Annotated in this window: 17 protein-coding genes; 10 read left to right on the top strand and 7 right to left on the bottom strand. The window is 70.1% G+C overall.

The features are described 5' to 3' along the window. Window positions 1-21 precede the first annotated feature (21 nt). Window positions 22-513 (top strand): hypothetical protein, encoded by a 492-nt coding sequence (locus ACIBHX_RS39350; RefSeq protein ID WP_397072553.1) that lies wholly within the window; start codon window positions 22-24, stop codon window positions 511-513. Between the two features lie 43 nt (window positions 514-556). Here the strand turns inward: ACIBHX_RS39350 and ACIBHX_RS39345 are convergent, their stop codons facing one another. Both ACIBHX_RS39345 and ACIBHX_RS39340 read right to left on the bottom strand, forming a co-directional pair. Continuing rightward, window positions 557-3,343, bottom strand: coding sequence for a hypothetical protein (locus tag ACIBHX_RS39345; RefSeq protein ID WP_397072552.1), 2,787 nt, complete (start codon window positions 3,341-3,343; stop codon window positions 557-559). 287 nt (window positions 3,344-3,630) lie between these two features. Beyond that, on the bottom strand, window positions 3,631-5,076 hold the full coding sequence (locus ACIBHX_RS39340) for an exo-alpha-sialidase (RefSeq protein WP_397072551.1): 1,446 nt from the start codon (window positions 5,074-5,076) through the stop codon (window positions 3,631-3,633). A gap of 251 nt (window positions 5,077-5,327) precedes the next feature. Between ACIBHX_RS39340 and ACIBHX_RS39335 the strand changes: the two genes are divergently transcribed. Then, complete coding sequence (locus tag ACIBHX_RS39335) at window positions 5,328-5,972, top strand: GntR family transcriptional regulator (RefSeq protein WP_397072550.1); 645 nt, start codon at window positions 5,328-5,330, stop codon at window positions 5,970-5,972. Continuing rightward, window positions 5,969-6,784 (top strand): NAD-dependent epimerase/dehydratase family protein, encoded by an 816-nt coding sequence (locus tag ACIBHX_RS39330; protein ID WP_397072549.1) that lies wholly within the window; start codon window positions 5,969-5,971, stop codon window positions 6,782-6,784. Before ACIBHX_RS39335 ends, ACIBHX_RS39330 begins: the two co-directional genes overlap by 4 nt. A gap of 42 nt (window positions 6,785-6,826) precedes the next feature. Here the strand turns inward: ACIBHX_RS39330 and ACIBHX_RS39325 are convergent, their stop codons facing one another. Then, complete coding sequence (locus tag ACIBHX_RS39325; protein ID WP_397072548.1) at window positions 6,827-7,489, bottom strand: TetR/AcrR family transcriptional regulator; 663 nt, start codon at window positions 7,487-7,489, stop codon at window positions 6,827-6,829. 51 nt (window positions 7,490-7,540) lie between these two features. On the opposite strand from ACIBHX_RS39325, the gene ACIBHX_RS39320 reads away from it, so the two are divergent. Continuing rightward, a complete protein-coding gene (locus tag ACIBHX_RS39320; protein WP_397072547.1) occupies window positions 7,541-7,954 on the top strand; it encodes a VOC family protein in 414 nt (137 codons plus the stop codon). A 100-nt stretch (window positions 7,955-8,054) separates the two neighbouring features. Here ACIBHX_RS39320 and ACIBHX_RS39315 read toward each other — a convergent pair whose 3' ends face one another. After that, window positions 8,055-8,342 carry a hypothetical protein gene (locus ACIBHX_RS39315; protein ID WP_397072546.1) on the bottom strand — a complete coding sequence of 96 codons (288 nt, stop codon included), beginning with the start codon at window positions 8,340-8,342 and terminating at the stop codon, window positions 8,055-8,057. A 411-nt stretch (window positions 8,343-8,753) separates the two neighbouring features. On the opposite strand from ACIBHX_RS39315, the gene ACIBHX_RS39310 reads away from it, so the two are divergent. Next, the gene (locus ACIBHX_RS39310; RefSeq protein WP_397072545.1) at window positions 8,754-9,656 is read left to right on the top strand and encodes a hypothetical protein; all 903 of its coding nucleotides are present in this window, start codon (window positions 8,754-8,756) and stop codon (window positions 9,654-9,656) included. A 93-nt stretch (window positions 9,657-9,749) separates the two neighbouring features. Here the strand turns inward: ACIBHX_RS39310 and ACIBHX_RS39305 are convergent, their stop codons facing one another. Next, window positions 9,750-11,342 carry an MFS transporter gene (locus tag ACIBHX_RS39305; RefSeq protein ID WP_397072544.1) on the bottom strand — a complete coding sequence of 531 codons (1,593 nt, stop codon included), beginning with the start codon at window positions 11,340-11,342 and terminating at the stop codon, window positions 9,750-9,752. Further along, on the bottom strand, window positions 11,339-12,607 hold the full coding sequence (locus ACIBHX_RS39300; protein WP_397072543.1) for an FAD-dependent oxidoreductase: 1,269 nt from the start codon (window positions 12,605-12,607) through the stop codon (window positions 11,339-11,341). The genes ACIBHX_RS39305 and ACIBHX_RS39300 overlap by 4 nt, the downstream gene beginning before the upstream one ends. Window positions 12,608-12,761: 154 nt before the next feature. Here ACIBHX_RS39300 and ACIBHX_RS39295 point away from each other — a divergent pair, with 154 nt between their 5' ends. From ACIBHX_RS39295 to lanKC, 5 genes are all read left to right on the top strand, one after another. After that, window positions 12,762-12,872 carry a class III lanthipeptide gene (locus ACIBHX_RS39295; RefSeq protein WP_397072542.1) on the top strand — a complete coding sequence of 37 codons (111 nt, stop codon included), beginning with the start codon at window positions 12,762-12,764 and terminating at the stop codon, window positions 12,870-12,872. A gap of 64 nt (window positions 12,873-12,936) precedes the next feature. Further along, a complete protein-coding gene (locus ACIBHX_RS39290; protein WP_397072541.1) occupies window positions 12,937-14,175 on the top strand; it encodes an MFS transporter in 1,239 nt (412 codons plus the stop codon). After that, window positions 14,172-16,061 carry a prolyl oligopeptidase family serine peptidase gene (locus ACIBHX_RS39285; protein ID WP_397072540.1) on the top strand — a complete coding sequence of 630 codons (1,890 nt, stop codon included), beginning with the start codon at window positions 14,172-14,174 and terminating at the stop codon, window positions 16,059-16,061. The genes ACIBHX_RS39290 and ACIBHX_RS39285 overlap by 4 nt, the downstream gene beginning before the upstream one ends. Window positions 16,062-16,131: 70 nt before the next feature. Then, window positions 16,132-16,719: a hypothetical protein gene (locus ACIBHX_RS39280; protein WP_397072539.1), complete on the top strand. Its 588-nt coding sequence runs from the start codon at window positions 16,132-16,134 to the stop codon at window positions 16,717-16,719. A 30-nt stretch (window positions 16,720-16,749) separates the two neighbouring features. Further along, the gene (lanKC, locus tag ACIBHX_RS39275; protein ID WP_397072538.1) at window positions 16,750-19,266 is read left to right on the top strand and encodes a class III lanthionine synthetase LanKC; all 2,517 of its coding nucleotides are present in this window, start codon (window positions 16,750-16,752) and stop codon (window positions 19,264-19,266) included. A 1-nt stretch (window position 19,267) separates the two neighbouring features. On the opposite strand, the gene ACIBHX_RS39270 is transcribed toward lanKC, so the two are convergent. Continuing rightward, window positions 19,268-21,277 (bottom strand): prolyl oligopeptidase family serine peptidase, encoded by a 2,010-nt coding sequence (locus tag ACIBHX_RS39270; protein ID WP_397072537.1) that lies wholly within the window; start codon window positions 21,275-21,277, stop codon window positions 19,268-19,270. Window positions 21,278-21,475 lie beyond the last annotated feature (198 nt).

Here is a 21,475-nt window from a genome sequence, read left to right as displayed (position 1 = left end):
CTGCCGAGGAGGCCGATCAGGATGGCCAGGCACTCCTTGATCCTGTCGGCGGGCTGCCTGCTGCTGGCGGCCTGCGCACCGACATCCGCGCTCAGCGTGGCGGCGACCCCCACCACCGGCCCGCCCCCGCGCTGGGAGATCTACACCAGCCAGTACGGCCAGTTCGCGATCTGGCACCCGCCCGGCTGGATCGTCAGAGAGAAGCACGGCAGCCACCGCTCGATCCGGCTGACCATCGCTCCGCCCCACGTCACGGACCAGTTCGTCCTCACCAGGAAGCTCGGCGCGCCGCCGAGCGGCGGCAGGCAGGGCAACGTCTACTGCCGCAAGGTCCGCCTGAGTGGCTCCTTCACCGGCAAGCGCTGCCTGAACACGATCTCCGGCGTGCTCGTCACGACCCTGACGGGCACCCCGCAAGGCACGTTCACCTTCCAGGCCTCCCACCGCTCGCCCGCCTTCGCCCAGTACGACAAGTTCCTGTCGACCTTCACGCTGCTGCGGGGCGTCGGCTGAGGAGATGGTGTACGGCACGGCCGTGCCGTACACCATCGATCTTCTAGGAGACGGCCACGTCGTCGTACTTCACGGCGGTGCCGTCACCGGCGTAGTTGTCGTCGTGGCTGGTCAGGGTGAGGGTGTAGGAGTGCCCGCTGGTGACGGGCGCGGTCTTCTGCACCCAGGCGCCGGTGTTGGTGCAGGTCTTGGCGAGCACGGTCGCGGTCGTACCCGCCGTGTTGTCGCGCAGGGTGGCGGTGGCCCAGTCGTAGGTGACGGTGTCGGGGCAGGTGATGTTGTACCAGAACCCGAGCGTTCCAGAGGCGCTGGGCGTGAAGGTCTGGGCGATGGAGGAGTCGCCGTTGGTGGCTCCCGGGGTCGCCCCGAGCAGGGCGGCGTAGGTCCCGGCGTGCGGGCCGGAGGTGGTCACCACGCCGGTGCCGGTGGTGGTCCAGCCGGACAGGTTGCCGGTCTCGAAGGTGCCGTTGGTGATCGGGTTGGGAGCGGCGGCGGCCAGGGTGACGTCGTCGTACTTCACGGCGGTGCCGTCACCGGCGTAGTTGTCGTCATGGCTGGTCAAGGTGAGGGTGTAGGAGTGCCCTGCGGTGACGGGCGCGGTGGCGTTCACCCAGGCGCCGGTGTTCGTGCAGGTCTTGGGCAGGACCGTGGACGTGGTGCCGGCCGTGTTATCGCGCAGCGTCGCGGTCGCCCAGTCGTAGGTGACGGTGTCGGGACAGGCGATGTTGTACCAGAACCCCAGCGTGCCCACTCCGGAGGGAACGGTGAAGGTCTGGGCGATGGAGGAGTCGCCGTTGGTGGCCCCCGGGGTCGCCCCGACCAGGGCGGCATAGGTCCCGGCGTGCGGTCCCGAGGTGGTCACCGCGGCGGTGCCGGTGGTGGTCCAGCCGGACAGGTTGCCGGTCTCGAAGGTGCCGTTGGTCAGGCCGCCGCCGCCCGTCGGGTTGACGGTCAGGGAGTACGACGCGGTGTGCGTGGCCGACGGCGCGGTGCCGGTGATCGTGATCGGGGAGGTGCCCTGCGGAGTGGAGGCCGAGGTGGTGATGGTCATCGTCGAGGAGGCGCCGGCCGTCACCGACGCGGGGTTGAACGAGGCGGTCGCGCCGGAGGGCAGCCCGGAGGCCGACAGCGCCACGGTCTCGGCGGTGCCGGAGACGACCTGGGTGCTGACGGTGGCGGTGGTCGAGCCGCCGGCCGTCACGGTGCCCGAGGTGGGGTTGACCGCGATGGAGAAGTTGTTGGACGGCGGGCCGGTGCAGTTGGGCAGTTGGAAGGAGGCCAGCCGGGTGTGCCAGTTGAAGTTGCCGTTGGCCGGGATGTACTCGTGGGTGTACCAGAAGGTGCAGCCGTCGGTCGGGTCGACGCTCATGCTGGAGTAGTCGCCCCAGCGCGAGTACGAGGTCTGCGATCCGTTGCCCGCCACGAGCGTGCCTTCGCCCTGGGTCATCTGCCCGGCCGGATCCGCGGCCAGCCGTCCGGTGAAGCGGATCTGCGGATGGATGGAGGAGCTGGAGGCGGTGTAGCCGAGCGCGATGTTGCCCACCTTGTCCATCGCGACCGAGCCCATCCACCGGTAGGTCGCGTCGGGGGAGTAGGTGCCCTGCTGGAACACGGTCGGGTTGCCGCCCGACATGCGCAGCTCGTACCACCGCACGCCGGTGCCGACGCTGTGGTTGACCACGAGCGACTCGTGGTCGCCCAGGTTGCGATAGGCCAGGCGGAACATCAGCCGGTCAGAGATCGCGTCCAGCGTCTGCGAGGTCCCCGACTGCGGCACGCACGTGCCGGAGGTGCCGCACATCGGGCTGTAGCCGGCCACGGTCAGCGTGCTCGGGCCGGTGAACGTGGTGTTCGCGGTGGTCGTCCAGTCCACGTGGAACTTCCAGTAGACCAGCGTCGTGGCCGTGGTCCCGAGCGCCACGAAGGTGTTCGGCTCGCCGGCCGGTGGCGCCGCCGTACCGTCCAGGTCGGAGGGCAGCAGGCTGCCGTAGGTGGCCGATGTGGTGAAGCACTGCTGGGTGGCGGCCTGCCCGGCCAGCATCTTCGCCCTGTCCATCGCGCACGCCTCAGTACCGAGGAACGTCGTGCCGCTGCTGTTGAACAGGTTGTAGGTCAGGTAGTACGCGTCAGGCCAGACCGCCAGCTTCGGGTAGTCGGGGAAGTTGGCGTACTGGAAGGAGTATCGGTTGTAGGCGCCGGTCGCGTCCGAGGTCTGGCTGACGGCCAGGCACTCGTAGTACGGGCCGCTGGCCGAGGTCACGTTGGCGAACTGCGTGATCACCCACCGGTTCGCCAGATTGTCGTAGCGGACGGTCGCGTCGCCGTCGTTGCTGGTCTGGCAGCTGCCGCCGAACCCGCTCCACAACGTGTTCGTGTCGGCCGGGCCGTACAGCAGGCTTCCTGTCTTGCTGTAGACGGCGAACGCGGTGTTCACCAGCTCGACCACCTGGCTGGCCCCGACCGCGGAGTTGGGGTCGGGGGGCACGCCGGTGATGGAGTAGTTGCCCTGGCCGACGCCGTCGAAGTTGGTGATCGGCGTGGGCGCGGCGACCGCCTTCTGCTGGCTGCGCTGCACGACCGGGTCGGACGCGCTGGTCTGCGGCCTCTGCGGCATCGGCCGCAGCGGGTAGACGCGCCGGGTCTGCGGCGTCCCTGTCGGGGTGATGGAGCTGAGGGGTGGGGAGACGTCCTGGTGATCGGCTTGCTGGACGGTCACCTGCGGGGGTGTCGGCGGTACGGCGTGCGCCTGCGGTGCCGTGGCGGATAACGCGCCGACCGCGGTCACGAACGCGACGAGGATGACGCGTACGCTGCGTAACGCAGATGGCATTGCGGGCTCCCTTCACGAACGACGTGGTGCGCGCGAAGAGTGGGCCGTTCATTCGCCGCAAACAAGACTCATTTTCATAACCTTCGTCATGCGGAAAGTCAGGAGAGCTGTTTGCGGGCGCGCTGACGCCCAGAAGTGGTCGCGCCCTCAGGTGCGGCCTATTCGCGGCCAGATCAGCCCTTCAGCGGCGTCAACTGGCCGTCACTGGCAGTGGCCTCCTTGACCGCTGATTTTGCTTTCGTGGCGTGCCTGCGCACGGTGGTTGCCGTGCGCAGGCGGTTCCCGATTCAGTGGCGGTGCGAATTCTGTGCCGAGGGGGTCGTCCCCGCGTTGCCGCCGTTGGCCGGGGCCGTCTCGGCGGCGAGGGTGCCGCCGGTGATCGGCAGGCCGCCCGTGACGGTGAACATGTGCTCGAAGAAGCTGCTCCCCGAGTTGGCGGTGGCCACCGCGAAGGCCGGGTAGGCGTTGCCGCCCGGCAGGACAGAGGTGGAGATGTAGTCGCCCACCATGCGCCCCTGGCTGGTGTCGGCGAGCCAGGCCAGGTTCATCGGCCCGGCCACCTGGGTGGGCGCCGACCAGGAGGAGCCGCCGTTGGTGGAGGAGGTGAATCCGATGGTGAGCTGGCAGGTCGCCGCGGTGCAGTTGGCCGCCGGGTAGCGGTAGTAGGTCACGCCGATCCTGGTGGAGGCGCCTGAGGTGGAGCGGTCCACGCCGATTCCGGGGATGAAGTGGTCGCCGCCGTCGTTGGTGACCCTGGTGATCGAGCTCCAGGTCGAGCCGTTGGTGGAGGTGCTCATCACGATGTCGTTGGCGGCGCACCCGGCCTGGAAGCGGCAGTCCTGCCAGACCACGTACACCTTGCCGGAGGCGTCGATCTCCGCCGAGGGCAGCGGCCCGCTGCGCAGGTTTCCGGCGACCGTGTGCAGGCTGACGACCGCGACACGCCGGGTTCTGGTCCAGCTGGCGCCGCCGTTGGTGGAGGTGAAGGCGATGATCTGGCTCTCGTTGGCACTTGCTGCCGGCACGACCACGGTGCCGTTGGGCTGCACGACGGGCTGGCCGCCGAGTCCCGTGGCGTTGTTGGCGGTGCTCCTGGCGGGGCCCCAGGTCAGGCCGCCGTCGCTGGAGGTGCTCATCTGCAGGCGGTCGCCGTTGCCGAAGTTGTCCCACTCGGTGTAGCAGTTGCCGTAGAACGGGCTGGTGGCGGTGTTGTCGCAGACGATCCAGTTCTTGTCGGGGTCGTTCCCGACGTTGACCACGATCGGATTGCCCCAGGTGAGCCCGTCGGTGGAGCGGCTGGTGAGTACGGCGGCGCCGTGCACGCCGCCCGCCTCCGACAGCCCGAGCGTGGAGGCCAGCCAGACGCCGTGCTTGGCGTCGAAGACGACGGCCGGGTCGGTGACCCTGTCGTACGGCCCGCCTTGGAACGTGGTGATGCCGGGCAGCACGCCCTGTGTCCAGGTGGCGCCGTTGTTGGTAGAGGTGGCGAAGGCGATTCCCGAGGAGCCGCCGTCGAAGAAGCGTCCTGTCTGGATGGCGGCGACGATGGTCGAGCCGTACTGGAAGGTGTCGGGCTCGACCTGCGTCTTGTGCTGGCTGGTGGCGTTGGTGAACGGGTCCTCACCGATCTGGGTGATCGCGACGTTCGCCAGGGCGGGCGCTGCCGCCAGGACCAGCGCGAAGAGCGCGGCGGCGGGCGCGACAGCCCATCTGCGTACGGAGGGTAATAACACGGGTACCTCCTGGTGCTGGAATGGCTCCCTGAAAATAGGCTTCCTGTCGAAGACTTTGGAGGCCCAAATGCCGGAGACCGCATATCCTCCCGACCAGAACCAGAATTAGGGCTGCTCGTCCCCCATGACTGGCGGGCCTCATCCTGCCCAGGTCGAGACGTGCAGGGGGTTGCTGTGACATGCCGAAGCAGTGGCGGTGCACGCCACGATTGACCTTCCGGTGTACTTCATACTATATATTGTTTGTGGTTTTGGAGCACTCAGTTACGTCGGCGCGGGATGTGGCGTACGCGTATCTCCGCAGCGGGCTGGTGGAGGGTCGTCTGCGACCTGGGGAGATTCTCGACGACGCGACGATCGCGCAGGAGATCTCCGTAAGCCGGACTCCCGTCCGAGAGGCGCTCATCCAGTTGGAGCGCGAAGGCATGGTGACCGCCATGCCCCGCCGGAGGCCCAAGGTCGCCGAGGCCGAGCCCGATGACCTGGCGTTGATCATCGCCCCGCTCGGCGCGCTCCACACGCTGGCCGCCCAGCTTGGCACGCCGTACGCGACCGACGATGACGTGGCGGCCATGCGCAGGCACAACAGCGACCTTCTGCGGGCGATCGAGGACGGCGCCATCGACAGGGCCCGCCTGGCCGACATGGCGTTCCACCGCGTGCTGGTCAGCAGGACGGGCAACCGGTTCCTCGCCTCCAGCATCGATTCGCTGGAGATGCACACCAGCCGCGTCGTGTCGCTGTACTTCCGCAACCGCGGACCCGATGGGCAGTCCGCGCGCGAGCACGCCGAGATCATCCAGGCCGTCCTCGACCACGACGCGGGCGCCGCGGCCGCGGCCACCCGCAGCAACTACCTGCGGGGGCTCAGCCTGGCCGGAGAGGAGAACGGATGAGCGGGCTTCCGGGCCGCGTCCTGGTCACCGGAGCCGCCGGCGCCATCGGCACCTCGCTGCGCGGCACTCTCCTTCGCAAGATCGTTCAGGTCCGCCTGTCCGACATCCGGCCCGTCGGCCAGGCGGCGGAGCACGAGGAGTTCGTCCAGGCCGACCTCACCGATCTCGACCAGGTCAGGGCCGCCGTACGCGGCATGGACGCGGTCGTGCACCTCGGCGGCGTGGCTGACGAGACGAACTTCGCCGCGCTCAAGGGCGCGAACCTGGAAGGCGTCTACAACGTGTTCGAGGCCTGCCGGCTCGAGGGAGTGCCGCGGGTCGTCAACACCAGCTCCAACCGGATCACGGGGTTCCACCCCGCGGGCCGTACGCTCGACGGGCTGGAGGCCGTACGTCCGGACGGCCTGTACGGCGCGGCCAAGGCCTTCGGGGAAGCGGTCGCGAGCATGTACGCCGATCGGTTCGGTCTCGACGTCGTCTCGGTGCGGATCGGCTCCTTCGAGGAACAACCGTCGGAGCCGCGTCACCTGCACACCTGGCTGAGCCCTTCCGACGCGTCCAGGCTCTACGAGGCGTGCCTGGCGGCTCCGGCCGGGATCGGCCACGTCACGATCTACGGGGTTTCCCGCAACACGCGCTCGTGGTGGTCGCAGAGCCCCGCCGCGAGTGCCCTCGGATACCGGCCGGAGGACGACGCGGAGGAGTTCGCCGACCGGCTCCAGCCGTACACCGAGCCTTATCAGGGTGGTCAGTACACGCAGTACGAGTACGGAGGCTGGGCCGCCAGACCGGACGCCGACCGTATTCCTTGATACCCGCAGGACACGAGAGGATCGGCTCGTTCTTGCCTCGGATCAGCTTGGCGGACGCTCGTGTGCGGGTGGGCCGGGATCGGTGAGCAGGTGGGTGAGGGTGGTGGTGAGCCACTGCTCGTAGCCGTCGGGGGTCCAGCCGATCATGTCGCGGGCCAGCAGGTACGTTTCCGCGTGGACGAGCACGGCGGTCGTGTCGGTCAGCCAGTCGAGGTCGTGGCCGGGCGGCAGCAGCCCGTCGTCGGCCATCTTGGTCCAGAACTGGGCGATGTTGTCGCGGGTGGCTTGGCGGCCGGCCTGGGCGGCGGCGGCCAGGTCCGGCTCGGTCGCGCCGGCCTGCAGTGCGACGGCCAGGATGTCCCCGGCGCGCTCCATCATCTGGCGGCCGCCGCCCGCCAGGGCTGCGATGCGCTGCTCGGCGGTGGGCGCGGTGCCGGCCCGGGTGTACCAGTCCCGGCCGCGGATGTCGATCGCGGCGGTGTCGCCGGCGAAGGCGACGTCGACGCAGCGTTTGAGCAAGGCGGCCTTGGTGCCGAAGCGGACGTACAGGGTGCGGGCGCCGACGCGGGCCTGCTCGGCGACGGCGGTCAGGGTGGTGGCGGCGTAGCCGTGCCGGAGGAACAGGTCGGTGGCGGCGCGAAGGATCTTGTCCTCGGTCTCGGCGACACGGGCGGCGCGCAAATCGCGCTTGACGGGGTCCGACATGGAATGCAGTATAACTGCATCGATGCAGTGAGACTGCAAACAGGAGGGGTCATGTCGGACATCCCGCGGCTCGACGGAGTGCACCACCTCAAGCTCCCGGTCAGCGACCTGGAACGCTCCCTGGCCTGGTACCAGAGCCGGCTCGGCTACGAGATCGGCATCGAGTTCACCGAGCAGGGCGTCCTGATGGGCTGCGCCCTCGACCACCCGCGCGGCGGCCCCGTGCTCGCCTTGCGCCTGGACCCGGACCGGGCCAAGGTCGCGGCCGGGTTCGACTACTTCGCCATCGGCGTGCCGGACAAGCCCGCCATCGACGCGCTCGCCGAACACCTGACCTCGCTCGGCGAGGAACACGCCGGGGTGCACCTCGCCACCATCGGCTGGATCCTGCCGAACCTGCACGACCCCGACGGGCACGAGGTGCGCTTCTACACCACCGCCCAGCACACCCAAACCGGGCCTTGATCCGCGCCAGACGGCCGACCGACGCGCGGCTCAGCAGGCCACGGCGCTTCCCTTTCCTGGCGTCTCGGTCTCCCTGGCCTGCCGTACAAGGCGATCGTGGTCAGTCTGGCCCGGTCACCAGCGAGATGTCGACGTACTCCTTCATGATCGCGTACGTCGCCTGGTCCCGCCCGATGACCTCGGTGAGCTGGAAGGCGGTCTGGTCGGCACCGGCGAAGTACAGGCGGGCGAGGAGCCCGGCGACCAGCAGGGTGGCGCCCCAGAAGGCCAGGCCGCCACCCGCCCACCGGGCCAGGGCGACGAAAGCCGGGAAGAGCAGCACCGCCCCGAGCGCGAAGACCGCGTAGGTGAGGGTGACCAGCGCGGGCGCTGAGGTGTAGGCGAGCAACTGGCCGGAGGCTATTCCGCTGAGATCACCTCGGTGAACGCGGATTCGCCCTGCTCAAAGGCCGCTGGAGGACCCTCCAGCACATTGCCATCAGCCCGGGTGGAATCGCCGACACCGCTCGCGCGGCCTTGTCTGTGATCCGTCAAGGATCAGCTAGGAAAGCCCTTCCGGGCGCGCCGTCTCGCTGAGGTAGATGCTGGCTCGGCCAGAGCAGGATTTTGGACGTCGGGCATCGCAGCAGGCGGCTGGCGCCATGAAAGGCGCCTGCAAAGCTTCGTCAACTGTTCCGAACAAAGAGGCGCCCCGAACATCCACTTAGCCCCGGCATGTTTCCCTGTTGTCGGCGATGTCGACAGGCACGCCATTCGTTACCGACAGGACGAATGTCCATTTCTATATAGGGGCGGCCCGATGGGCTCTTTTTCTAGAATCATCGGCGGCATGGGGGCCGCTGCTCTCGCGGGGATCACGCTGGGTGCGGCGTCGCAGCCGGCACAGGCGATGTCCGGTCTGGCGAAGGACGTGCACGTCCCGTGCGACCCGGACGCGCTCGTCACTCAGATCAAAACAGCCAACGGGATGGGAGTCGCCAGGCTCCTTCTCGCGCCGGCCTGTGTCTACAACTACACCACCACGAGTGACGCCGGCGACGCACTCCCGGTCATCACCGGCGACATCACTCTGGTGGGCGGGGCGAGCACGACTATCAGGCGCGATCCGAGCGCACCCGACGCCTTCCGTGTCCTGGAGGTCGCATCCGGGGGAACCCTTCATGTCCAAAGGATCTCCATCCGTGGCGGAAGTACGGCGGGCCAAGGCGGTGGGATCCTCAACGCGGGCACCGTGGTTCTGGACCAGACCCTCATGGCCGGAAACCACGCAGGAAACGGTGGCGCGCTCGTTAATACTCCGGGCGCCAAGGCGACGATCTCCCACAGCGCGCTGAAAGAGAACTCGTCGACGGGCGTCGGAGGCGGCGCCATCCTCAACTTCGGGATGCTGACGATGTCCAACAGCGCCCTGACCAAGAACAGTGCACCGATCAACGGCGGTGGGCTGAACACTCAGGGATCTGGCGTGTCGCACGTCATCCAGAGCATAGTGACCGACAACACATCCGGCAGCCTGGGAGGAGGCATCTCCAACCTGGGAACCACCACGCTCGATCGCGTCGTGGTCATGCGGAACAAGGGATCCGGCGGCGGCGGAATCGCCACCGGCAACGCCAATGTCAGCATCCATAACTCGGTTATCCGTGACAACATCCCCGATAACTGCAGTCCGATGAACACCATTCAGGGCTGCGTCAAGTAGCCTGGGGGCGTGTCCAGTGGATTTCTGTCCGGGTGTGTTACGAACAAGGATCCATCGGACACCCCTAGAGTCGACCAAACAATCGGCTGAGGTTCACGCCGCCAGCTCTTCGGCGGTGATGCGTTCGAGTTGTTTGTGGCGGGTTTCCGGGCCGAAGGCGATGAGGGCGACGGCGGCCAGGGCCATGGGGACCACGCCGATGGCGGCGGTGACGCGGACCGAGGGGACGGCGACCGCCGTGACCACGAGCGCGAGGATGAGCACGCCGCCGGCCTTGGTGGCGCCGGCCGACAGGCCGCTGGTGCGGGCGCGGATCACGGTGGGGTAGATCTCGGCGGTGTAGGCGGCGAGCACGGCATTGAGGATGCTGATCCCCCACACGGGCACGACCAGCAGGACGTAGAGCAGGCCGTGGTTGGCGGCGACGCGGTCGCCCAGCAGTGCGAAGGCGGCCAGCGATCCGCCCATCAGCGCGATCACCAGGATGACGGTCTTCTTGCTGCTCCAGAACCCGTAGAGCAGCGCGACGGGCAGGCTGAACGGGAATCCGATGATCGCGGCGTTGCGGAGGATCTCACTGGCGTTGACCTGGGAGAAGCCGAGCCGCTGAAGGTTGGAGGGCATCCACTGCTGGAATCCGTACTGCGTGGTGCCGATGCTGAGAGCGAGCAGCACGACGACGGCGGTCAGCCCGAGGAAGGGCCTGCTGAGGATCAGCCGGGAGCCCCGATGGAGCGACTGCTCGACGGCGAGCTCGGAGGAGGGCGTCTCGACGACGGCGGCGCCGTACTTGCGCATGACGGCCCGGGCCTCGGCGGAGCGCCCCTGCATGATCAGGAACCGTGGCGACTCGGGGATCCAGCGGTTCAGCAGGATCAGGACGAGCCCGGTGGGCAGGCCGACGAGCCACAGCAGCCGCCAGCCGAACTGCCCGGGCGAGGCCCAGGTGGAGGCCAGCCAGCTCACGATGATGTAGGCGCCGGCGATGTCGCTGCCGATGAGCACGATCATCCAGCCTCGGTGCCTGCGCGGCACGGTCTCCGACAGCAGCACGAACGTGAGCGGCAGCATGCCGCCGACGCCGAGCCCCATGACCAGGCAGGTGACCAGGTTCATCCAGAACTCGGGCATCGTCCCGCAGGTGGAGGTCGCGATGAAGATGATGGCCGCCAGCAGGATCGACGCGCGCCGCCCCATGCGGTCGCCCAGCCACCCCCAGACGAACGAGCCGATCATGGTGCCGGCGATGCCGGCCAGCGGGTAGAGGCCGACCGGCAGCGCGTGGGCGGTCGGGTTCAGCGGCCCGCGCAGGCCGTACTCGGCGGCGGCGCCCGGGACGATGAAGGCGAACGCGGTCGGCTTCATCACGTCGATCGTGATCGCCGCGGCCATGACCAGCAGCAGCCCGACGTGGGCGGGCTTGATCCTGGCGTCGTCGAGCGGCGCGATGCTCACGTTGCTCAGCTCGGGCCGCCGGCTCCGCGCGGGAGGGAAGAGGCCGTAGGCGGTGATGCCGACGCCGATGAACATCAGGACCATGCCGATGCCCATCCCGGTCGAGATCGGCATCCCGGCCAGGTGGTAGTGCATGTCGCCCGCCATGAGGTAGTCCGGCAACTGCAACAGCACCCCGACCATGGTGATCGTCACGCCGGACCAGAACGCCGGGGGATGTCCGTACTTCACGGGTTCGTCCTTTCGGGCAGAGAGTCGAGTACGGCGGGCGGTGCCTGGAGCGCCAGCACCTCCAGCACGGTCTTCCTGTGGTCCTTCAGCAGCGCCCCCTGATCCCCGTGCCAGGCCTGGCGGAGCTCGCGGATCCGGCGCCACCTGCGCCTGGCGGTGGCCACGAGGTCGGCGGCCTCGGCGGGCGGCTCGGCGCCCGGCCGCAGGAACGCCTGGACCACGCCCATCGCCCAGTGCGGCGCGACCCACTCGTGGTAGGCGCTCGCCATGACCTCCTGCTGGGCCGCGAAGTCGTCCACGTCGCGGGCGACGGCCTCGGCCAGCAGCTCCGCCTGGATGAGCCCGAGCCCGGCGCCGCGCGAGGTGAGCGGGTTGAGCGCGGCCAGCGCGTCCCCGACCTGGTGGAGCCCGTGCACCTGCGAGGTGGGCGACAGCCGGATCCTGCTGCGCAGATAGCCGAAGTCCTGGATCGGCGCGAGCGGCTCCACGCCCCGCAGCGGCGTTCCCAGCCGCCGCGACGACAGCACCGCCCGGTAGGTCTCCTCCACCACCCGCTGCTCCGGCGGCTGCCCCTCGCCACGCAGCGCGACCAGGATCGAGGCGAATGGCGGATCGTGCAGGAACAGCCGCACGTGCCCGCCCTCCTCCAGCTCCGGCTCGGCTCGCAGCGACACCGCCCCCCGCGTGGCGGCGAACCCCTCCGCGGTCAGCCGTACCGGCCGTGAGGTGTAGTAGAGGTACGACCTCATCCCGAGGTACGGCGTGCCGAGCCGCGTGCGGATCCCGGTCGCGTCGACGACCAGCCGGGCGGGCAGGACGCCGCCGGCCGTACGGACTCCTTGGACGGTTCCGTCCGCGCAGGACAGCCCGAGCACGCGCTCCCCGAACCGCAGGGTCAGCGTCGGCAGGCCGTCCGCGCACTCGAGCATGGCGCGTTCGAGCAGCGCTCTGCGCAGGCTCATGAAGGCGGCCTGTGACGCGCCGGGGTATTCGATCACGTCCCGGGCGCCCAGCTCGTAGACCCGCTTGGCCACATCGGGCAGCGACCGCCGCAGCACGTCACGCGCCCCTGCCATGAGCTGGTGAGGACGTCGTGCGTGCGCCGCTCCTGCCCGCAGGGCGGGATATCCCTCGCGCCGGCCGAACGCCTCGCGCCGGTCGCGCTCGACGACCAGCACGGGCAGGCCGCGCCGGGCGAGCATCATCGCGACCGACATTCCGGTGAGCCCGGCGCCGATGACGACTATTCCATTTCTCTGGACCACGAATTCACATTAATCTGGCCTCTTCTCCGTCGAATGTCAGCTACTTGACATCGTCTATGTCCGGTTGCTGACCACAACACGGGCGCGGTCGTAAGTAATGATGTTGATCAGGCGCCGTGAACAAATTCATGGCACGCATCGAAAGGAACTCGAAATGAGTGACGTTCTGAAGCTGCAGGCCCAGATCGCTGTCGACGCCGGCGTCGAAGAGGACGCGGCTCTCAGCACGCTGAGCTGGTCGCACTGCGGCAACGCGGAGAACTAGGAATCATCCGGGGCGCGGGAGCAACCTGCTCGCTCCCGCGCCCGTCTCCCGATTCGGAGTAACCATGGTTTCGGATCTACGGCTTTATCTGGCGGGGCAGACCGCTTCGGTTTTCGGCAGTTCCCTGACGGCCACCGCCACCTCCGTGGTCGCCGTGACCAGCCTGCACGCCACCCCGCGGGAAATCTCTTTCATCGTGGTCAGCGCGACCATTCCCGCGCTGGTTTTCGGGCCGATCTGCGGGGTGCTGGCGGATCGGATTCTCCGGCCGCGGCGCGTGCTCGTGCTGGTCGACCTGATCTGCGGCGCCGTGGTGCTCGCCTGCGCGGCCGCCGCGTTCACCGGACAGCTGTCGGTGGCGGTGCTGTGCGGGGTGGGCTTCCTGATCGGGCTGTCGCAGATCTTCGTGTACGCGCTGTACTTCACCCATCTGCGCGGCCTGGAGAACGTCAAGGACCTGAGCGCGGCGCGGGGGCGGTTGCAGTCGTCGGAGATGGTCTCGCGCACGATCGCCGGGAGCATCGCGGGCCCCTTGCTGGCGACCGTGGGCGCTCCACTGATGTTCCTCGTGGACGCGCTGTCCTACGCCTTCAGCGCCTCCTTCCTGCGGATGCTCCGCTCGCCTGACCGGCGCACGACCGAACCCAAGCCCAGGACCGGGATCCTGCGCGAGATGCGCGCCGGGGTCTCGGTGGTGCTCGGGAACCCGCTGCTCACCGCCTACGCGATCTACGCGGTCATCCTGAACGTGGCCACCAACGGCACGCTCGCCCAGCGCGCGCTCTACCTGCTGGACACGCTGCACCTGCCTGTCGCCCTCTACAGCGCCCCGATGGTGGTCGCCACATTGCTGGGCGCCCTGGGCTCGCTGCTGGCCCCGAGGGTGCTCAAGCGCGGCATCCCGCCGCGCCGCCTCATGCTGATGTGCTCGCTGTCCTCGGTCGTGGCCACCACCGCGTTGCCGCTGGCAGGTGGGCCTCTCTGGTCGATCCTCACGCTGGTCACGATCGGCATCGCGCTGCCCGGGCTGTTCGGCGCGGCGAGCAACCTCGCGCTCATCACGATCCTGTCCGACGATATCGGCGATGAGTACTTCGGCCGGATGACCACCCTGATGTCGTCGCTCATCACGCTCGCCAGCGCCGTCGGCGCTCTGCTCGGCGGGGTTCTGGGGGAGCGCCTCGGCATCCGTGACGGCATCTGGGTGTGCCAGGGCATCGCCTTCGTCGCGGTGACGATCCTGCTGATCGCGGTACGGCGGGGCCGTACGCCTGCCCCACCGCCGGCAGAGGTGCTTTCGTGAAATATCCGCAAGCGCGGCGCGACGGAGTGACCGAGACCTTCCACGGCCGCCCCGTCGCCGACCCGTACAGGTGGCTGGAGGACCCCGACTCCGAGGACACCCGCAGCTGGCTGCGCGACCAGCAGTCCCTCAGCGTCGGCTACCTGGAAGGCCTGCCCGGCAGGCAGCGGTTCGCCCGGATGCTGCGCGACCTGGCCCCCCGCGGCGCGGAAGCCGCGGTCAAGTACGCGGGAGCCCGCAGGTTCCGGGTCGCCGAGGGCGAGCTCCAGGTGTGGGAGGCGGGCTGGCGGACGGTCGTGGCCGCGTCCGGCCTGCACCCCGACGCGGTCATCGCGCGCTGGCACCCCTCGCCGGCGGGGAGCCTCGTGGCCGTCCAGGTCCGCGTGGCAGGAGCCGAGGACAGGACCCCGCTGTCGCTGGTGGACGTGGCCACCGGCCAGGTCGTCGAGTCGATCCCCGACACCCGCTACTCGCCGGTCGAGTGGCGCGCCGACGAGAAGTCGTTCTTCTACACCCGCGGCGCAGGCGTCCACCACCACACCGCAGGAGGGGACGAACAGGTCATCGGCGACGAGGCGGCGACCACCCGCTACCACGTGGCGCTCTGGCACGACAGGTGGCTGGTCGTCGCCGCCAGGGACGGGACCGCTCGGGCCAGGCGCACGAGCGTCGCCGACGTCAGGACCGGCGGTCTTCTCCAGCCGTTGTCGATCGACGCCGACGTCGCGGTGGACGCCGACGGCCGGCTGCTGGCCACCTGCGGCGACTTCGGGCAGGTGCTCGCGGGCGACGGGCGAGGGCCCTGGCGGGTGCTCGTGCCCGAGGACAGCACGGTCCTGCTCGGTATCACCCTCACCTCGACCCGCCTGGTCGCGCTGCGCCACCGGGACGGCGTCAGCCGGATGACCGTGCACGACCCCGCGACGGGCGCGCTGCTGGCCGAGGCCGGGCTGCCGGGGGAGGGGACGGTGAGCTGGGTCAGGCCGACCGGTGACCCGGAGGTCCTGGCGCTCGGCTACGCGAGCTGGGACACCCCGCCGTCGGTGTGGCACCTGGACGCGCGCACCGGGCGGGTGACCCCGTACGGCCCGCCGCCCGCACGCGTGGACGTCGAGGTCAGCCGGCACGCCTACCGCTCCGCCGACGGCACCGAGGTCCCGCTGACGATCCTCTCCCACGGCGCGCGCGGTCCGCGGCCGACGATCCTGGCCGTCTACGGCGGGTTCGGCGTCCCTGCCCGGCCCGCCTACCAGCCGGACCTGCTGGCGTGGGTCCTCAGCGGTGGCTGCGTCGCCGTCGCGGGGGTCAGGGGCGGCGGCGAGCGGGGACGCCGCTGGCACGAGGACGGCCGCGGCGCGAACAAGCCCACCGCACTCGCGGACCTGCACGCGGCCGGCGACTGGCTCGTCAGGCACGGCTGGTCCCCGCGTCACGAGCTCGCCCTGCTGGGCGGCAGCAATGGCGGCCTGCTGGCCATGGCGGCCGCGGTCCAGCGCCCCGCGGCGTACGCGGTCGTGGGCTGCGCGGGGGCGCCGTTCGACATGATCCGCTACGAGAGGTGGGGGCTGGGGGCGGTCTGGCGGGAGGAGTACGGCTCGCCCGAGGACCCGGCGGAGTTCGAGGCGCTGCTGGGCTACTCGCCCTACCACAACGTGTCCCGCGGCCACCCCGCCGCGATCCTGATCACCGGCAGCAACGACACGCGCGTTGACCCGCTGCACTCCCGCAAGATGGCCGCCCGCCTGCAGCGCGCCCCGGGGAGGGGGCCGGTCCTGCACTACGCGATCGAGGGAGCCGGGCACACCGGGGCCGGCGGCGAGCGGGGGATCTGGCGGTCGGCCGCGGCGCTCGCCTTCGTCGCCCGGCACACCGGGCTCGCCGTGTAACGGCGACGGAACGGATATGTCACGCCATCTCCAGCGAAGGGGGCCAAATTGCCACGAGGGAGATGTGATCATGTCGCTGCCCGACGAGCTCGGCGTGGAGTGGATCGAGGGCGAGCACGAGGTGCGCGAACGGCTGGAGGAGCTGTCGTTCTTCACCCGGACGAGCCTGTTCTGCGTCCACCCATCACCGACGGCGCTCTACCTGCGCAGGGGCGTGGACCTGCGGTTCGTCCACGAACGTCGCACATTGGGAGACCCGGACAGGCTGCTGGCCGCCGGGGCCCGCGTCCGTGTGCTCGACCGGCGGCTGGACCCGCTGGTCGTCATCGACGAGCGGGTGGCCGTCGTGCCGATCGACCCGGAGGACCACGCCCGGGGCGCGCTCGTCGTGCGCCAGCCGGGTCTGCTGACCGGGTTCCTGCGGCTGTTCGAACGGCTTTGGAACGAGGCCCGCGAGCTGCCTGAACCCGGTCTGACCGACGACGACCGCCGGTTGCTCGCGCTCATGGCCTCCGGCAGCACCGACGAAGCCACCGCGCATCAGTTCGGGGTGTCGGTACGGCACCTGCGGCGGCGCATCGCCCGCCTGACCGCCCGGCTGCAGGCCTCGAGCAGGTTCGAGGCGGGCGTCGAAGCGGTTCGACGCGGCTGGCTCTGACACTTCGACTTCGACGAGGAAGGAAGCGCGATGCAGGAACAGCTCGCGTTCACGCTGGCGCACGCCGACTACTACGAACCACTCGAGCTCATCGACCCCGGCCTGCCGTACCGGCCCGCTGGAATGCCGCAGGACTGGAGCCGGAGCAGCCGGGAGATCTGGACCGACTGGGCGCCGCCCGGCGTGGAGGTGCCTGAGCAGGGGTGGAAGATCCACGTCTCCAGCGCGGTCGAGGACGCCCAGCGGGTCCTCGACCTGGTCGCCGCGGCCTGCGTGGAGTTCTCGGTGTCGTTCAAGCACCTGAGCGGGAAGTCGTTCTTCCTGTGGGTCCACAGCAAGCACGGCAACCGCGCCCAGGGCGGCAAGTTCTGCGCCCTCTACCCGCCGGACCCGGAGGTCGCCCGCGCGCTGCTGATCCGCCTGGAGCACGACCTGGCCGGCTTCGCGGGGCCGTACGTCCGCAGCGACCGGCGCTTCGGCTCCTGCGTCTTCTACCGCTACGGCTCCTTCCGCGAACGGTTCCGGCTGCGGCCCGACGGCACCCGCGAGGCCACGCTGTTCGACCCCGCCGGGCGGGAGATCCCCGACGAGCGGCGGCCCGAGTTCGTGCTCCCGCCCGGCGTGACCGACCTGTTCGCCGCCCCGGAGGACGACGGCGACGAGGCGGTCAGCTTCGCCGGCTACACCTTCGAGGCCGTCCTCCAGCACAGCAACGCGGGCGGCGCCTACCGCGCCCGTGCCGCGGACGGACGCGAGGTGTTCGTCAAGGAGGCCTGGGCCCACACCGGCTACGACGCCGAGGCACGCAGCGCCCAGCTGCGGCTGGAGCAGGAGTACGAAACGCTCAAGGCCGTGCACGCCCAGGCCCCCGGGCTGTGCCCGGAGCCGATCGAGCTGTTCTCCCACTGGGAGAACACCTACCTGGTCACCGAGCTCGTGCCCGGGACGACGCTGAGCAAGTGGGTGGTGGCCAACTCGCCCGTCGTCAAGATCGAGCAGCCGCCGGAGGTGTTCGCCGAGTACTACCGGCGGTGCCTGGACATCCTCGGCCAGGCGGAGGCCGCCATCGCGGCGCTGCACGAGCTGGGGTACGCCTTCGTCGACGTCAACCCCAAGAACATGCTCGTCGACGACCACCTGCGGGTCCGGCTCGTCGACTTCGAGGCCGCCCACCTCCTCGCCGACGGCCCCGCCGTACCGCTGGGGGCGCCCGGCTACATCCCGCGTGAGGCGTTCGAGCCCAGCCGCTCGGTGAGCCCGCGCGACCTCGACGACTACGCGCTGTCGGCGGTGGCGCAGCTGATGGTCTTCCCGCTGCACGAGGTCGTGATCCGCGCGCCGGAGGTCCTCGACCACATTCACCACGACGTCACCGCGCTCGCCCCGCTGCCCGACCGCCTCTGGTCCCGGGTCACCCGCGTCCATCCGCGCCCCCGGCGCCGGGCCCTGCCCACGCCCGACGAGGTCGCAAGCGACCCGCTGACCTGGCTGAGCCGGCTGAGCAGCCGTACGGCCGACGCGATCGAGACCATGGCGCAGCCCGGCAACCCCCGGTGGGTTTACCCGACGACCCCAGCCGGGTTCTCCTCCAACACCCGGTGCGTGGCGCACGGCACGGCGGGCGTGCTCCACGCCCTCCACGTCGCGGGCCGCCCGGTCGACAGGAAGATCGTCGCCCGGCTGCGTGACGAGTCGCTGGCCGAGCGCCACTCGATGCCGCCCGGCCTGCTGTACGGCAGCGCCGGGATCGCCTGGGTGCTGGCCTCGCTGGGGGAGGCGGAGGCCGCCGCGGAGCTGCTGGCCGCCGCGGACCGGCATCCGCTGAGCCGTACCTCCGCGACCTACGGAGGCGGCGCGGCGGGCGTCGCCATGACGCACCTGTCCCTCTACGGCCGCACCCGGGACGAGCATCACCTCGACCGGGCCGGGGAACTGCTCGGCACGCCGGGGCAGCTCGGGCCCGACGACGCCGCCGGCCTGGTGCACGGGCGGCCGGGCGTCGCGCTCGCCCTCTACTACCTGGCCCGCCTGACCGGCGATCGGGAGCCGCTCGAACGCGGGCTCCAGCTGCTGCGCGACGAACTGCGGCACCGGCTTCCCGTGGAGACGGACGCGCTCGGGTTCCGGGTGTCTGCCGTGGACCAGCGCAACATGCCCTACCTCTTCGCGGGAAGCGCGGGCTACGCCTCGGTCCTTTCCCGGTATCTCACCGTCGTCGAGGACGCCGAGCTGGCCGGCGTGCTGCGTCGTTGCCTGCGCAACTGCACGGTACGGTTCACCGTCGGCGTGGGCCTCTTCCAGGGGATGGCCGGGCTGGCTCTCACGCTCTCCCAGGCGGGCCTGCGGGCCGAGGCGATCAGGTCGGGCGCCGGGCTGTTCAAGTACGCGATCCCCGGTGACGACGGCGGCATCCGCTTCGTCGGCGACCGGTTCCTCCAGCTCAGCGCCGACCTGTGGAGCGGCTCGGCCGGGGTGCTCCTGACCGCGCACCACCTGGTCACCGGGGCCCCCGACCCGCTGTTCACGCTGGATTCCATCGCAGAGTAGATCATGCCGGACGGTGAGGAAGGTTTCGGCGGAGGAAGTCCAGCTCGAGGGCCATCACGTGCTCCGCCATGCCGTCAGGCGTCATGTGGCTGACCCCGGGCAGCAGCACGGTCGAGTGCGGACGCCTGGCTCGGGTGAGCGCCTCGGACAGGCGCAGCGTGTGCAGCGGGTAGACGTTGTCGTCGGCCAGGCCGTGGATGAGCAGCAGGGGGCGGGACAGGTTCGGGGCGTCGGCGATGAGCGAGTCGGCGGCGTAGCCCTCGGGGTTGTCCTGGGGCAGGCCAAGGTAGCGCTCGGTGTAGGCGGTGTCGTACCAGCGGAAGTCGGTGGGCGGCGCTCCCGCGCAGGCGGCGTGGAAGACGTCGGGCCGGCGCAGCACGGCCAGCGCGGCGAAGTAGCCGCCGTAGGACCAGCCCCGGACCGCGACCCGGGACAGGTCCAGGTCGGGGTGCTTTTCGGCCAGCTCGTGCAGCCCGGATACCTGGTCGTCCAGCGCCACCTGGGAGAACCGGCGGAAGATCGCCCGTCCGAAGGAGACCCCGACGTTGGGCGTGCCGCGGTTGTCGATGGTGACGACCGCGAAGCCCTGGTCGGCCCACCACTGCTTGCGGATCCACCGGCCCGGTTCGGCGGCGATCACCTGGTGCCCCGGCCCGCCGTACACGTCGAGCAGGACCGGCAGCCGCTCGCCGGGCACGTGATCCTCGGGATAGAGGACCGCTGCCGGCAGTTGGTGCACGGTCACACGCTCGAGGATCGGGCGAGGCCGGTACGGCACGGCCGCGGACAGGTCGCCGACCTCCAGGTCGCCGATGAAACGGCGGGTCCGCATGCTCTCCAGCGTGCCGGAGGTGAGCACCAGCGTGGAGCCGCTGACCATGGCGCTGTGAACGCCGTACTCGTGGGTGATCCTGGTCAGGTCGCCGTCGGGGGACAGGCGGTAGACATGCTGCTCGACGGGGTCGCTCTCGTGGGCCTCCAGAACGTAGTCCGCGCCGAGCCGCCCGGCCACCTTGCGGACATAGAGCGAGGGCGGGGTGACGACCTCGCCGTCGATCGCGAGCGCCTGGACCTCGCCCCTCTCGACGATCTCCAGAACCCGGTCGCCATCGGTGCTGGGCACGTGCTCGATCCACTGCGGGTGGCCGAATGCCTGCAGCTCCGACGTGGTGCCGGTGGCCAGGTTGACCTCCAGGAGCCGACCGTGCTGCTGGAGCCGATCCAGGACGGTGATCACCAACCGGTCGCTCCAGTCCACGGCTGACACGTAGGGGAAGCGGCGGTCGTCCCAGAGCACCTGCTTGCGGGCGCCGTCCAGTCCCAGCAGATGCAGCTCGACCAGGGCATTGGGCCCTCCGGCCTGCGGGTACGGCAGGCGAAGCGGGGACTGCTCGGGGCGCGCGGGGTCGGCCAGGTGGCGGCGGGGCACGCCCGTTTCGTCCACCCGAGCGGCCAGCAGCAGCCCGCCGTCCGGTGACCACCAGTGCCCCCGCAGCCGCCCCAGTTCCTCGGCGGCGGCGAACTCCGCTACGCCCCAGCTCACGTGGGATTCCGTCGTCATGATCCGGGTGATCTCGCTGTCGAGCACCAGGAGCCGCCCGGAGACGACATAGGCGATCTTGTCGCCCTTGATCCTGGGGTCGAACGCCGGCCCGCCGGTGGGGAGTTCCTCGGTCTCGCCCGTGGCGAGGTGGCTGCGGAAGAGCCGGCCGCCAAGGGTGAAGACGGCGTGGACGCCGTCGCTGTCGTAGGTGCCGATGCCCGGAGCCCACAGGCGGACCCGTTCGCGGATCATCCGTTCTTCGGGAGCGAGGTCGCCGCGGTGGGGGGCCAGAGCGTCCGGATCTGCCAGGAGTCGTTCCTGGCCGGTGGTGAGATCGACGGTCCACAGCTTCTCGACCGGGTCCTCGGGGCCGGTCGAGCGCAGGAAGAGCGCCACCTGGTCGTCGTGCACCGTTATCGCGCGGGGGGAGCCGTAAGTGAAGCGGCCGGTACGGGAGAGAAGTTCCACGATATGTGAAATATCACATTTCATGCGCGAAGGGGACCCGACCGGAGTGGTGGGGGGGGGGGGGGGGGGGGCGCCGCGCCCGCCCCCCCGGGGGGGGGGGGGGGCGCCGCGCCCGCCCGGCCGCCCGGGGTCGGGGGGGGGAGCAGGGCGTGGGCGGTGACCAGGGCCAGGCCTATGAGGCCGATCGCCACCAGGTAG

Origin of the sequence: Nonomuraea sp. NPDC050536 (assembly GCF_044457685.1) — a bacterium.
Lineage (GTDB): Bacteria > Actinomycetota > Actinomycetes > Streptosporangiales > Streptosporangiaceae > Nonomuraea.
Note: the sequence above shows the minus strand (reverse complement) of the source record. Positions and strands in the feature narration are given on the sequence as shown.